Source organism: Hymenobacter sp. NBH84 (assembly GCF_014217645.1).
In the GTDB taxonomy this organism is placed as follows: domain Bacteria; phylum Bacteroidota; class Bacteroidia; order Cytophagales; family Hymenobacteraceae; genus Hymenobacter; species Hymenobacter profundi.
The window spans coordinates 24,844-37,945 of record NZ_CP043648.1 but is presented as its reverse complement, the minus strand read 5'-3'; the positions used below and the strand labels follow the sequence as shown (position 1 = coordinate 37,945).

Genomic DNA, 13,102 nt, shown 5'->3' with positions numbered 1-13,102 from the left:
CGTATGAAAAAGCTACTTCTGGTGGTGCTCTTCCTGGCTGGGGCCGGCATTTCGCCGGCCTCCGCTCAGCGCCACGTTAAACACATTGCAAGCTGGGGTGCCCACGTCGGCCGCTCGGAAAAAGGCGACTACTACGAGCTGAGCTATACGCCCATGCTCACCAACCGCTTGGCCCTGCGCCTGAGTGGGGGCTACGAACATGGCACCCTGCCTGCGCGCGGGGAATACTCGGTTTACCAGAGCCGCGTGCTGCTGTCGCCTCAATTGTTCCGCCTCGGTGAGGTGGCCTATTTTCATCTGCTGGTGGGCGCGGGTGCCGGCTACGAGTGGACCAACCAAGACGGAACCGGGGAGCTGACTGCCAGTTCGGGTGAGCCCCAACGCTTCACTTATGGTCCGCAAGTGGGCACCGAAGCGGATTTCTTCCTGGGCAACCGGCTTTCGCTCGTGGCCACGGGCACCAAGGGCTACCTCTTCAACAATCCGCTCATCGACCGCTGGCCTGGCTTGGCCAGCGTCGGACTGCGCTATCACTTTCGTTAACCTCTCTTTCTGACCTATGAAACGACTTGCCTATCTCCTCCTGAATTGTGCCGCGCTGGTATTCTCCGCCGGCTGCTCGAAAGACGATACCATCCCCTCTGGTCCGAAAGAATACCAAGTAGAGTACAAGGTCACTTCGAACGCCGCGCAATCGGATTATTTAAGCTACACCAACGAAAGTGGCGGCAACACGACGCTCAACAATACGCCTCTCCCGGCCAGCTACCGGTTTAAGCGCACCTTGAAACAGGGTGATAACCTGACCATCCTGGCCAGCATCGACGGGGGCTCGGCGTCATCTGAAATCACCTGCGCTATTCTGCTGGATGGTCAAGAGGTAAAGCGGGAAACCGGCCGGGGCGTCGATGCGCAGGCGGTGCCGGTTTATGTCATTGGGCAGTAGGGGAGGTAATTTGCGCAACTCGCTCCTGTGAATAATCCGTCCTGCTTGGCACTAGGTGCGCGAGGCAATGGGCAAGATATGGCCTAAACGACCTCCCCGCTGAGCCCTTGGTGAGCCCATTACCTTGACGCAGGAGAAGCCCCGCCAGGGCATCTGCGGCGCATTAGCAGCTCTTTTGCACTCACGGTGTCTAAGTCGTGAGCCCTTGCTGAGCCCTTCGGCGTCCTAGCGTACTTACCGCTAGGATGCCGAAGGGCTTAATTGATTAAGGCCTTTGAAGAGTTGCAGGCGGTGCGTTTTGGCAATCGCCTGTTGCTGTTTTTTGGGCACTCCGGCTTCTGCCGCAAATGTGGGCCAGCTCGCTACCGCGTCGACCACCCGCTGGATTATCTCCCGGGGCTTTTTCACCAGTACATTCTTGGCCAGGTGCAGGAAATCTTCTTCCGTGAAATCGTCGACCTTGTCCGCCAGCTTCATCTGGTGCTGGCTGGACCATTGCCCCGTGGGGTTATAGGAATGCGTCACGTCGTACGCCGGGGACAAGCTCCACTTTCCCGCCGGGTTCATCAGGAAGGAGATGTTCTTGGTGTGATCGTCCTGGTTGCGGGCCACCACGTTGAACACCAGGCGCCGGTAGAGTTCTTCCACGGCCGGGTGCGGCAGCTGAAGTTTCCGCAAGACCTGAAAAGCCTGCTCGTAGGTATACTCTCCGGCCCGGTTATAGTCAAAGTGCGCCAGCCCGCAGAGCGTTTGCATGTGCAGCCGCTGGTTGCCGCCCGCCCGGTCGAATCGCCGCGTCATGAAGTGCGCCCGGCCGTTCTCTTCTTCCAATCGGCAATCGGTCATCTCTATGCCCGCCTGCCGGGCCATCAGGTGGTAGGCGTACTCGATGCGGCCGTACCCGGCCGGGTCGCCTAAGCTCGCGTTGGTTACCCCGTCAAGCTTGAGCAGCCAGTGTTCAAAGCCCTCGGGGGCATCTACCTGCCCGGAGCGGACTTCCTTGGTGGTGGCGTTATAGGCAATCACAGCCTTGGCCCGGGCGCCGCCGGCGGAAGTGCCCACGCTGATGATTTCGGCCAGCCCTTCGGCGGCGTTGGTGGCCAGCGACGTGTGCAGGCCCTCCCGGTTGGTCAGCACCTGCCGGGCAAATTTCACGAGCTCGCCCACTTCCAGCGCGGCGCCTTTCTCCAGCGCGGGCTGCGAGGCCGGTTCATACACCAGCGCGCCCATTCCCCGGTGGCCGAGGTAGCACAAATGCTCCACGGGCGTAAAGGAGGCCGCGTCCCTCCCTTTAGAAGCCAGCCAAGCGTCGATGAGCTGGCGCCCGTACCGGTCGGGCAAGCTGTCGGCCAACAGACCGGGCAGCCCCTGGTAGGTGTCGCGGCTAAGGGTTGGAAATTGAAAGGGCGGGGGCCGGCGCCCCTTGGGCAGCGGCATGGTAATCGGTGCCAGTTCCAAACCGGTTCGAATAAAAGCTGGCTCGTATTCAAAGACGCCAACGCGGCGTTTTTCGTCCCACAGCACGGCCCCTACGGGCTGGCCCCAGATAGATACTGTGGCCGTTATCAGGGCACTCATAATTCGGTTGTTGAAGTATCCTCGTTTCGGCGGCTGGCTCGCTGCCGCTGCTGGCGTGCCAGGCGCGCCGCTTGCAGGGGACTGATGGTGGCCGACTCTTCCAGCACTTCGAGCACATCGAGCCGCCCCAAAGCACGTAAGAGCTGCACCAGCGTAAGCGTAGAGGCCGGCCGGCCGTTTTCAACTTGGCTGATGGTCCGTCGGCTCAGGCCCGTTTGTACTGCCATCTCCTGCTGCGAGATGTCCTGATTCAGCCGAATAAGCTGCAGGTTGCGGCCAATTTCTTGTACCGCGGCTATGTCTGACAATGCGTACCAGTCCATAATGACACGTGTAAGTAGCATTAACTGCCATTATTGATGTTAATGCTACGCAAAGGTACCATTAACGGAGCTAATAGCAAAGGAACTAGCCATGCAATAGTGGTACGTATGTCTCACATTAAATGCTCATTTGCAACTTAATGATACGCAAAGCTCACATTATGAAACTTATTTCCATTACTTAGCGAAAACCCGTCGCTGTAAGGGGAAAAGGAAATCAGAGTACAATCTGAGTTTCCTTATTCGCTTTCACTGAAACGTAGGGGCAGGTAGTTACAACAAGGGATTGTGCTCGTCGTTGACATCGGTCTGCACATTAAACCGCTCATTCATGAACTCCCTCACTGCACTAGGATTAGGAAAGCGAGCGTTGTTCTCCAAGCCGAAGGCGCTTAAAGAAATAATGGGCATTTGCTCCAAGCTCATCCTAAATTCAGCCGATTGGAATGCCTCAAGAGGAAACTCCATCTGCAGTTCCACTTCATCTCGCTGCAGGACGCGCTGAAACTCCTCTTTCAAGGCAGCTTGGTGTTCCGCCGGCGTTGCAAACTTCCGCCCTTCAACTAGTCGGTTGGCTTTGTAGGAGAGCATGAAGTTCATCATGGCCACAACAATTTGCCAGTCCGGCCAGCCTTCTTCCCGCAGTGCTTGCAGCCAGGGGGCGTAGCCGGCGTCCAGCTTTAGGCGGGCGAGCGTCTGATGGATGTTGCGAACTGCTTTCTGAAAGCGGTTCCCAATGTTTTGGACGGCGGTTGAAGGATTGTATTTCTTGCTGAGGCCGGCTTTCGGCTGCATGAACCGATTAATCAACGGGAAATCGGGTAGGGCCGGCAGAGCAGAGAACGTATCGCGACCAAACGCCCCGAACGCTTTTTCGGAAAACAACGACCGGTACATGCGCTGGTAGGAAGTTGCCTGCATGGATTTTGCCCCCAGGTTACTCTCCGTAAAGAGGCCCCAAAACGCCTCGTTGTACTCGGCTACGGGCAGTAAGCTGATGTCCTGCAGAATGACTTTGAGCGCAACGCTGACGAATGCAACCCCCATTTTCACGTCTTCATAGTCCGAGCTGTCAACCCGCTGCACAAAGGCCTTCCACTTTGCCTTTCCATTGTCCGGCAACTGTTCGGGCTGGCGAGGAGTGTCGGTAATTTCCAGGGTGAGGTCAACAAGGCCGCTGGGCAAATGAAAGTCAACCTTGGAAAGCGCTATTTCCACCAGCAGCACCTGAAGCATGGCGCAGAAGTCCTCGCCCAGGGCAGTCATTTCGTACGAGTTGGAAAAGTGCACGTGCCATTCTATTCCCAAGGCGTGAAACCGAACGGTACGCTCGGGCCCCATGTCGTTAAGCGGCGCATCCGCAAAATTCTTGGTGAGGCCGGCTCGTAGTTTAGGCTCCGGCAAGTCAGCCTGAAGCACGGCCAGCAATTCATCCAGGTACTCTTCTTTTAAGTACCCGGCTTCGGATAATTTGGCTTGGGTCATGACCTGTAATTCCGGGGCCAGAAGGGGCACGGCGTACAACAGAAAGCCATAGTTCATGATGCTTTTCTGGGGCATCTCGGCCCCCTCCGCGTCGATAGGCTCAGGGTCGAACTCGTGCCGCGTCATCATGTAAAGCTCAAAGTCCAGCAAAGCGCTAAACCAAGCGCCCTGGACGAAATCTGCGTGGAAAACCATGCCGATTCCTTGGGCAATTCGCTTCACTAGTTTGCGACTGCCTTTGTGCCAGCTGACCCACGTGGCCCACAGCCCATAATACTTCGCTGCGAAGTGCATGTCCAAGGCGCCGTAGACCTGGGCAATGTTAAGCAAGGCCAGGGTATAGCCCTCGAACGTTTCATCCTGCAGCCACAACGCTTTGGCCTCGTGAAAATCCCGCAGTGCTTTGAGTAGGGCCGTGGGGGTTTTAGCCTTCAGGTAAGCGGTGCCTGAAGCCACCAGGCGGCGGGCCCGCTCATGCGCACCCCGCTTCTTTTCGACCACGGCGTCAAGTCGGCCAACAAACTCTTTGAATGCCTCAATCAGCACCTCGTTCTCCTCCTCGTCCATCTGAATTAACAGGCGGATGTGCGTGTGGATACGGTTGCTCAACTGCGTCGCATTGTAGAGGCGGGCCTCGTCCAAATTCGTTAACAGCTGCTCCAAAGGCGCCATAATTTTGGCCACGTTCTCCTCACTCCGGTCTTGGCTGCCCGCAAAAAAGTAGAAATTAGCGGAGCACTCCAATAGCCGGCACAAGTCCGAAGCATTGCTCGTTTGGCTCAGGAGCTGGTCCAGCTGCCGCTTGAATTGCTGCAGCCACCCGGCGGTTTCTTCGGGGGTTAACGCGGACTTTTCGTTCAACGCCGAGGCCGTTACCAGGAAAAGCAGGCTTTGAATATCCTCGAAATCCCCGGCGGCGGTGAAGGCGGAAAAGTCGCTGAAGTATTGCCGGATGTAATCTTCCAGCCCGAACAAATCGCCGAGAGCTGGCGACAAATACTCGGTGGGCCGCATTCGGAGCCAGATTAGCTCGTAGAGCCCCTTTTTTCGAAATTCGGGCTGCTGTTGCAACGCCGAAATGTACCAGGTGAGCAAGCTAATCCAGAAGGCGTCGTGGGATTGCAGATTCTTGGCGGCACGGCAGTAGGACACGGCCTGCAGCACCTCGTAAAATTCGCCGAGACGAAAATCCGCTGGCTGGCCGATTTCATTCCATTTGGTGAATACTTCGTGGTACCACAGGTCTTCCAAGGTACCCGCCTGGAGCAGCAGGTTCGTGAGTTCCCCGTTAACCAGCTTGCGGTCCTCAGGTGCCTGCTCGGAGGCTTTAATATCTACCCGCATGCAGAGCATGCCCAAAAAGCCCTTGCGCCGCTCCTTGGGCATGTCTGGCAGCTGCGCCACCAGTTCTTCGAGGCGGGCAATAGTGCCCTTGAAGGCCTCGTCCGGGCTCAGGCCATCAAAGCGCCATTTAATACGGCGCGTAAAATCGTCCCAGTCCTGGTCCGTAAGCATTTGGAAAACAGCAACTGCCTCCCGTAACACCTGCTTTTCTGCCTCTATCAGCAAGATGGCCTGCGCGTCCTCCGCTTTCTTTTTCAGCCTTTCAGCAAATTGGTCAGCCAATTGCGTGGTACGCTCTTCCACATAGGACGTGACGAGTGCCTTTACCTTTTTAGCACATTCGGTGAGCAGGGAATCAGGAAGAGCTTCTTGGTTGGCCACCCAGCGGCGCAGCAAATCTGACTCATTGCCCTCGCGGTGCTCCGCAATGCGGCTGTTGGCTTCAAAAACAAACTCCTTGTCCTTAGCCGCATAATCCGTCTTCACGTGCAGCATAAAGAAGTGCGCCACCGCCTTCTGTATCTCCTCGCTACGAAAAGAAAAAGGGGTGGAGTACAGCTTTAGCTGGCGGAATGTAGCGGCTTGCGTTAGCTCGTTGTGCTGAAAGATATCCTCTTCATAGTCGCAATAAATTGCTTCGTCAACTTGGTCTAGATAGTTCTCAAGCCACGTTTCAACGGTTTTGAACACCTGGTACTGATACCCCCGCATGGAGGCGCTGGCATCGGTGTTTTTTGCAAACAGGAAGAGTTTAGAAATGCTCATTGCGCAGTAAAAGCTATTAGCCGACCGAACGCGCAATCTTGCGCATGGCGGCCGGCGAATCACCAAACTTGCACAGCGCCTCGCAGTGCTGGCGCAGCTCCGAGAACAGGATGTAATGAATGGTCGCCCCGGCGGCCCGGATGGCTGGCCGCGAGAGTTGGGCCTGCACTTCCTTCTCGCGGGCATCGGGCACGACCAGGTACAAAGCCGTTTCGTGCTCGGGCATGGAAAACGCCAGGTCCGTCAGGCGCAGGATGCCGCTGTAGATGCTGGTGCTCTTCTCCACTTCGAAGGCGGCCACCACCCGGCTCGTGCCGGGCGCAAACCACACGATGTCGATGAGGCGAATGGTGCTGGCCACGTCGGCGGGCACGGGCAGCTCGGGGTGTTGGTCGAGGCACAGAAACGAGAGCTTCTGGCCTCCGCAGAGGCGGTTGCGGTCGTTGATGGCCGTGGTCACGTCGCAGCCCAGCGCCTTGCCGATGCGCAGCAAATGGTGCTGCATCTCGGTGTGCTGGTTTTCTTCCTGGGCTTCGGACTGCACCTCTTTGTGGCGCTTTAGGGCCTGCTGTTGGTACTTGTCGCGCTCCTCGTCGGTGGTAAACTGCTGGTCGCCGGCAATCATCTTCTTCACGCCCACGTCGAAGAGCAGGCCGGCCAACGCGCCGTAGTCCAGGCTCAGGTGCTGGCGGTGCGCCAGGTTCAGGTCGCGCAACTGCTCACGCATGCGCAGGTACTCGGACCAGGAGCCCAGCTTGATTTTCTGGCCAAACAGCGCGTTGAAGCCGTTGACGATGGCCGTGTTGCAGGGCGGCATCAGCGTGGGGTGCAGGAAATACAGGATGCTGGCCACAGCCGGCCCCAGCCCCTTGATTTTGCGGCGGTCAAGGATATCGATTTCCTTGAGCAGCTGCTGCTCGGTGGTAGCAGCTAGGCAGCTTTCCAGAAATTGTCCGAAGGCGCGCTTGTTGTCCTCGTGCTCGTAGATGTCGGGAATGCGCAGCTTGGGCTTCCAGTAGAAGGGGTGGGCCGCGCCCTGAAACACCTGCTTTTGCTCGCTGATGACGCTGAGCACAAATTCAAGCGAAGTGCCCTTGAAATCGTTGCCGAAACTGCCTGCTTTGATGTCCTTGACTACCTGCTGCACTCCGCGCCGGATGGAGCGAAAGGCCTTCAACCGTTCCTCGTTGTTGATGAACCAGGTATTGTAAACGGACTCGGTATCGGCTTTATAGGATTGGATGAGGGGCGGCAGTGCGGCAGACATAAAAGGGAGTAGGGCTAATAAAGCAGCTAATTTGCACAGAACTCGCGCCCCAATCACTATGCTGCCGGCGCGGGGCGACGCATTCCCCGCCCGCGTTGACTACATCCGGTGGCCCGGCATCGGCATACCAGGCATTTCGCCCATTGTTTCTCCCGGCCGCATGGATAAGTCGCCGTAGCGGGCGGCCACGTAATACCCCGCCGCCAACATGAGCAGGGTGAGCAGGGTAACAACGGCTTTGCGCAACCCGGAAACCTGATTGCCCCCGCTCAGGTCCATGCCCGGCATCGCGGCCATGTGGTGCCCGGTACCTGGCGGAGATGCTGCTTGGCCGTGGCTCATACCGGCCATGCCCGCCATTGTCATCGTATGGCCCGCGTGCGCGGAAGCCACCCCTTCCTCCGGCGACCCACCTTTGCCCAGCGCCCGTTCGGTGCCCATGCCGTGCTTGAGCTTGTTCTTCACCAGCCAGTAATTCACTGGGTAAGCCACCGCCACGCCCACCAGCGTCGCTGCCGACATCGATGCCCAAAACCAGGGCGAAGTGGCTTCCATGGCCCGCATGTCCCGGCTCATCAGAAGTACCATGGTGGGCAGCATGCCCGCCATCATGGCGTTCATCGACATCCACTCCGGCAGAAACGACTCGCGCACGGCTTCCCCGTAGCTTAGACCCATCATGTCCTTCATGAACAGGGCCTGGAAAATGAACAGCCCGAAGGCAAAGCCGGCGGCGTACTCCAACCAGATGTCCACGCCCATGCGCAGGCCGAAGTAGCCGGTGATGGCGGCCGCCACGATGATGCCGGTGGCGTCGCCAGCCGCGCAGTGAATAGTGGAGCCCACCGCCTGCTTCCACATGGGGGCCACGAACTGCTCGTGGGTTCCCGGCGAAGGCTCGCGACACGAAAACCAGTACACCAGCAGGCCCACCGGCCCGGTGTAAAGCGTCACCAGCACCCAGCCCCACTTCATCACCTTCATTTCCGGAGTACTGGTAAACAGGTCCCAGGCCACATAGGCCACGGACAGGGCGGTCAGGGCAAACCAGAGCCAGAGCAGCCAATCCGGAGCCCAGGGGGTATCATGCATTTCCATGGAGGCGGGAATTAAAGTAAAAAAGCAGCGAACCAAAGGGTCCGCTGCTTAGGGTTGAGCGTGAAGGAACCGCTAGTATTTTTTATTGGCCAGCAGCCAGTCCTGCAGCATTTTGATTTCCATTTTCTGGTCCGTGATGATTTGCTGGGCCAGGGTTTTAGTCGTGTTCTCCCGTCCAAGCTTCAGCAGCGCATCCGAATTTTCGATGGCGGCCTGGTGGTGGTCAATCATGAGCTGGGCAAAATCAAAGTCCGCGTCGCCCGTTAAGGGGCGCAAATCCACGGCCTTCATCATCTGCATCATGTTCATCATTTGCAGGGTGTTGAAGTCTGGCACGGCCGGGGCGTGCGCCGGGTGGCTTGACAGGAACGCCGTGAACTGGGCGATTTCGGCCTGCTGCTTGTCGATAATCGACTGGGCCATGGCTTTCATCTCGGCGTTCTTGCCGCTTTTGAGCTCCTCCTGGCTGTTTTTGATGGCCACCTGGTGGTGCATAATCATCATGGAGGAGTAGTCGTTGTCCGGGTCGCCGGTCTTGGGCATGGCTTCCATCATGGCCATGGACTCGTGCATATTGCGCATGTAAACGCTCTCGTCGTGGCCGATGAGTTCAAGGCCATCGGAATCGTCTTTGTTACACGAGGTCAGGGTGCCAAAGGCCAGCAGCGTAGCCAGCAGGGGAAGTCGAAGGGAACGTAACATAGTAGTGGGGTTCGGTTCAGAACGATGGAGAAAATGCTCCCCCTTCTTAACGGACTAAGCCCCACCTTGTATGCTCACAATTCGCCCTCCGGCGTTGTAAAGTTTCCAGCGTTACGCCAAATCATGCAGGCTCAGCCGGCCCGCGCTGCCGGGCCCCAGGGCCTGAAAGTCGGACGGCGACATGCCCGTCACCTGCCGAAACTGGTTGGTCAGGTGGGCCGCGCTGCTGTAGCCCAGCAGCCGGGCCACTTCGGCCACCTTGGCATCCTGGTAGCTGAGCAGCTCCTTGGCGCGCTCTACTTTCTGGCGGATGATGTACTTCTCCAGCGTCAGGCCCTCGCGCAGCGAGAACTGGTGCGAGAGATAGGCGTAGGACCGGCCCAGCCGCTCGCTGATGAAGTGGGAGTAGGTCTGGTAGGGCTGCTGCTCGGCCGGGGTGTAGTGGATGAGCTCCACCACCAGGGCCTTCACCTGCTCCACCAGCTGGTCGCGCGGGTCGTCGACGAGGGCGAAGCCAGACGCCTGCAGGGCGGCTTCCACCGCCGGCTCATCCACCGGGCTGCCATCGGCCATGCGCACGTTGGCGGCCCCTAAGGCCACGTTGTCCACCACCAGCCCGGCTTTTTCCAGTTCGCGCTGCACCACCCGCAGGCAGCGGGGGCACACCATGTTGCGAATGGAGAGGCGGGTGGCACCGGCCGCGGGGGCCGGCAAAACCGAAGTAGCGGACTGCAGCATCACACTTATTTAACGACCAAGCTCCCCCGCAGCATGTGCATGCCGCAGGTAAACTCAAAGGTACCGGCTTGCTTGGGCAAAAACTCAATGGCCGTGGTTTTAAAAGGGGCCAGGTCCCGCCGGATGTTGAAGTCGGGCAGTAGCAACTCTTCCGAGCAGGTGCCTTCCTCGTCGCGGTAGAAATTCAGCTGCACGGGCTTGCCGTGCTCGACCTCGATGACGTTGGGCGAGTAGCCGCCCTTCACCACGATGTCGACCTGCTGAATGCCGGCTGACGACGACACCGCCGTGGCCACCCGGTGCGGCGCCAGAAAGAAAAACCAGCCGACAAACGCCAGCAGCCCCACCCCCACCAAAGTCACAATTATCTGAGCAGTATCCATGAGAACGAGAACAAAAGGGAAAGAATGAGCGCGGCGCTAGGCCGTGCGCTTATAGCCGCGCAGGCGCAACGAGTTAGTGAGCACCGACACCGAGCTCAGGGCCATGGCCGCGGCCGCCAGCATGGGCGAAAGCAGCCAACCGGTAAATGGATACAGCAGCCCCGCCGCGATGGGAATGCCCAGCGTGTTATAGATAAAAGCAAAAAACAGGTTTTGCTTGATGGTGCGCATGGTTTGGCGCGAGAGGTCGATGGCCGTCACCACGCCCTGCAAGTCCGAGCGCATGAGCGTGATGCCGGCCGCTTCCATGGCCACGTCGGTGCCCCCGCCCATGGCCAGCCCGATGTCGGCCTGGGCCAGGGCCGGCGCGTCGTTGATGCCGTCGCCCACCATGGCCACGGTGCGGCCCTCGGCCTGTAGCTCTTTCACCTTGCTAGCCTTGTCGGCCGGCAGCACTTCGGCGAAGAAGCGCTTGATACCGACCTGCTCGGCCACCTTGGCGGCCGTTTGCTGGTTGTCGCCGGTCATCATCACGACCTCAATGCCATCGGCCTGCAGGGCCTGAATGGCGGCCAGACTCGACTCGCGCACCGTATCGGCTACCCCAATCAGGGCGGCCACGTGCCCCCCAATGGCGGCGTACAGCACCGTTTTCGCCTGGCTCAGCAGTTGGGCGGCAGCTTGCTCGGTCTCACTGGAAAGCACCACGTTATGTTCACTCAGCAGGCGCCGGTTGCCGAGCAGAATCACTTGCCCGTCGACGGTGGCCCCGGCGCCCCGGCCCTCGTAGGCCTGAAACGCAGTGGCCGTTACCGGCATACTTCCTGGAGTAGCCCCTTGCGCATCGGCGTAGCGCACCACGGCTTCGGCCAGGGGATGCTCGCTCTGCCGCTCCACGGCCGCCAGCAGCGGCAGCAGGTGCGCGACCGAATCACCGTTGGTGGGCAAAAAGTCGGTCACGGCCGGTTCGCCGCGGGTAATGGTGCCCGTTTTATCCAGCAGCACGGTGGTTACTTTTTCAGCTTTTTCCAGGGCTTCGGCGTTGCGAATCAGCACGCCGTGCTCAGCGCCCTTGCCGGTGCCCACCATGATGGCCGTAGGCGTGGCCAGCCCCAACGCACAGGGACAAGCAATGATAAGCACGGCCACGAAGTTGACCAAGGCCAGCGGCACGCGGCTGGCTTCGGGGGCAAAGTCAAACCAGAGCACGAACGTGGCAATGGCAATCATGATGACCACGGGCACAAACACGGCGCTGACCTTGTCGGCCAGCTGCTGGATGGGCGCGCGGCTGCCCTGCGCTTCTTCTACCAGCTTCACTATTTGGGCCAGCATGGTTTCAGCGCCCACTTTACTTACCCGGAAGCGGAAGGAGCCCGTTTTGTTGAGGGTGGCTCCAAATACGTTGTCGCCCTCCTTCTTCTCGACGGGCAGACTCTCGCCGGTGAGCATGCTCTCGTCCACGGCCGAGTGGCCGATGAGCAGCACGCCATCGGTGGCCACTTTCTCCCCGGGGCGCACCACTACTTCGTCACCTACCACCACCTGCTCGATGGGCACATCTACTTCCTGACCGCCCCGCACCACGCGGGCCGTTTTGGCCTGCAAACCCATCAGGGCCTTGATGGCGGCCGAGGTCTTGGACTTGGCCCGGCTCTCCAACACCTTGCCCAGTAGAATCAGCGCAATGATGGTGGCCGTGGTGTCGTAGTACACCTCCGGCATGATGCCGTGCTGCATAAACCAGTGGGGAATCAGCGTAGCTGCCAGGCTGTATAGGAAGGCGGCGCCGGTACCCACGGCAATGAGGGTGTCCATGCTAGCGGTGCGGTGCTTCAGGCCGTTCCAGGCCGACACGTAAAACTCCCGGCCGCTATACAGCAACACCGGCAGCGTCAGCGCCAGCAGCACGTAATTGAGCACGGGCGTTGAGATGCGGCTCATCATGGCGGGCCACAGCATGAGCATGCTAAGCGGCATGATGAGAAGAGCCAACCCCACGGCCACCTGAAAGCGGCGCTTCAGGTTCTCGTAAGCGGCGGCTTTACGGGCGTCGAGCTCCTCGTCGGAAGCCAGCACGTTGGCGGCCACGGCCGGGCTGGCCTCGTGCACGCCGTAGCCGGCCTGCTCCACGGCAGCTTTCAGACCGGCACGGTCAATCTGGCCAGGCAGGTACTCGATAGTGGCCTTTTCGCTGGCCAGGTTGACGGTGGCACTGGTGACGCCGGGTGTGCGGCTCAGGGCCTTCTCTACGAAGTTGGAACAGGAGGCGCAGGTCATGCCCTCGATATTGAGCGTTGCCGTTTCGGACCCGGCGGCCGGCGCCGGGGGAGGGCCAGCCGGAACCGGAGGCGCCGAGGGGTGATGATGAGTGGTTTCCATAGGAAGAATGATTCTGGGGAGCCGCACAATAGGCGGCCAGCAAAACAACATCATCTAAACTCCTTTCGGTTGGCAATAGATGTATAGAATT

At 59.1% G+C, this 13,102-nt stretch carries 11 protein-coding genes; 2 read left to right on the top strand and 9 right to left on the bottom strand.

What is annotated here, in order from left to right; translation table 11 throughout:
* Positions 1 to 3 precede the first annotated feature (3 nt).
* Both F1C16_RS21915 and F1C16_RS21910 read left to right on the top strand, forming a co-directional pair.
* Positions 4 to 543 (top strand): hypothetical protein, encoded by a 540-nt coding sequence (locus F1C16_RS21915; RefSeq protein ID WP_185284725.1) that lies wholly within the window; start codon positions 4 to 6, stop codon positions 541 to 543.
* A 16-nt stretch (positions 544 to 559) separates the two neighbouring features.
* Positions 560 to 946, top strand: a complete 387-nt coding sequence (locus tag F1C16_RS21910) for a hypothetical protein (protein ID WP_185284724.1) — start codon at positions 560 to 562, stop codon at positions 944 to 946.
* Positions 947 to 1,186: 240 nt separating this feature from the next.
* Here F1C16_RS21910 and F1C16_RS21905 read toward each other — a convergent pair whose 3' ends face one another.
* The 9 genes from F1C16_RS21905 to F1C16_RS21865 all read right to left on the bottom strand — a co-directional run bounded on the left by F1C16_RS21905 (position 1,187) and on the right by F1C16_RS21865 (position 13,011).
* Entirely contained in the window at positions 1,187 to 2,524 is a 1,338-nt protein-coding gene (locus tag F1C16_RS21905; protein WP_185284723.1) for a type II toxin-antitoxin system HipA family toxin, read from the bottom strand.
* Positions 2,521 to 2,847: a helix-turn-helix domain-containing protein gene (locus F1C16_RS21900; RefSeq protein WP_185284722.1), complete on the bottom strand. Its 327-nt coding sequence runs from the start codon at positions 2,845 to 2,847 to the stop codon at positions 2,521 to 2,523. Before F1C16_RS21900 ends, F1C16_RS21905 begins: the two co-directional genes overlap by 4 nt.
* A 273-nt stretch (positions 2,848 to 3,120) precedes the next feature.
* On the bottom strand, positions 3,121 to 6,507 hold the full coding sequence (locus F1C16_RS21895; protein WP_185284721.1) for a hypothetical protein: 3,387 nt from the start codon (positions 6,505 to 6,507) through the stop codon (positions 3,121 to 3,123).
* Positions 6,458 to 7,708, bottom strand: a complete 1,251-nt coding sequence (locus F1C16_RS21890; protein ID WP_185284720.1) for a hypothetical protein — start codon at positions 7,706 to 7,708, stop codon at positions 6,458 to 6,460. The genes F1C16_RS21895 and F1C16_RS21890 overlap by 50 nt, the downstream gene beginning before the upstream one ends.
* A 99-nt stretch (positions 7,709 to 7,807) precedes the next feature.
* On the bottom strand, positions 7,808 to 8,800 hold the full coding sequence (locus F1C16_RS21885; protein ID WP_185284719.1) for a DUF4396 domain-containing protein: 993 nt from the start codon (positions 8,798 to 8,800) through the stop codon (positions 7,808 to 7,810).
* A gap of 78 nt (positions 8,801 to 8,878) precedes the next feature.
* The gene (locus F1C16_RS21880) at positions 8,879 to 9,508 is read right to left on the bottom strand and encodes a DUF305 domain-containing protein (protein ID WP_185284718.1); all 630 of its coding nucleotides are present in this window, start codon (positions 9,506 to 9,508) and stop codon (positions 8,879 to 8,881) included.
* A gap of 111 nt (positions 9,509 to 9,619) precedes the next feature.
* A complete protein-coding gene (locus F1C16_RS21875; RefSeq protein WP_185284717.1) occupies positions 9,620 to 10,246 on the bottom strand; it encodes an AraC family transcriptional regulator in 627 nt (208 codons plus the stop codon).
* A gap of 5 nt (positions 10,247 to 10,251) precedes the next feature.
* A complete protein-coding gene (locus tag F1C16_RS21870; protein ID WP_185284716.1) occupies positions 10,252 to 10,629 on the bottom strand; it encodes a cupredoxin domain-containing protein in 378 nt (125 codons plus the stop codon).
* A 36-nt stretch (positions 10,630 to 10,665) separates the two neighbouring features.
* Positions 10,666 to 13,011, bottom strand: a complete 2,346-nt coding sequence (locus tag F1C16_RS21865) for a heavy metal translocating P-type ATPase (RefSeq protein ID WP_185284715.1) — start codon at positions 13,009 to 13,011, stop codon at positions 10,666 to 10,668.
* Positions 13,012 to 13,102: the final 91 nt, after the last annotated feature.

Excerpts from the sequence above, each read along its gene's own strand:
- F1C16_RS21915 (WP_185284725.1), top strand. The coding sequence starts at position 4 with ATGAAAAAGCTACTTCTGGTGGTGCTCTTCCTGGCTGGGGCCGGCATT.
- F1C16_RS21910 (WP_185284724.1), top strand. The coding sequence starts at position 560 with ATGAAACGACTTGCCTATCTCCTCCTGAATTGTGCCGCGCTGGTATTC.
- F1C16_RS21905 (WP_185284723.1), bottom strand. The coding sequence starts at position 2,524 with ATGAGTGCCCTGATAACGGCCACAGTATCTATCTGGGGCCAGCCCGTA.
- F1C16_RS21900 (WP_185284722.1), bottom strand. The coding sequence starts at position 2,847 with ATGGACTGGTACGCATTGTCAGACATAGCCGCGGTACAAGAAATTGGC.
- F1C16_RS21890 (WP_185284720.1), bottom strand. The coding sequence starts at position 7,708 with ATGTCTGCCGCACTGCCGCCCCTCATCCAATCCTATAAAGCCGATACC.
- F1C16_RS21885 (WP_185284719.1), bottom strand. The coding sequence starts at position 8,800 with ATGCATGATACCCCCTGGGCTCCGGATTGGCTGCTCTGGCTCTGGTTT.
- F1C16_RS21880 (WP_185284718.1), bottom strand. The coding sequence starts at position 9,508 with ATGTTACGTTCCCTTCGACTTCCCCTGCTGGCTACGCTGCTGGCCTTT.
- F1C16_RS21875 (WP_185284717.1), bottom strand. The coding sequence starts at position 10,246 with ATGCTGCAGTCCGCTACTTCGGTTTTGCCGGCCCCCGCGGCCGGTGCC.
- F1C16_RS21870 (WP_185284716.1), bottom strand. The coding sequence starts at position 10,629 with ATGGATACTGCTCAGATAATTGTGACTTTGGTGGGGGTGGGGCTGCTG.
- F1C16_RS21865 (WP_185284715.1), bottom strand. The coding sequence starts at position 13,011 with ATGGAAACCACTCATCATCACCCCTCGGCGCCTCCGGTTCCGGCTGGC.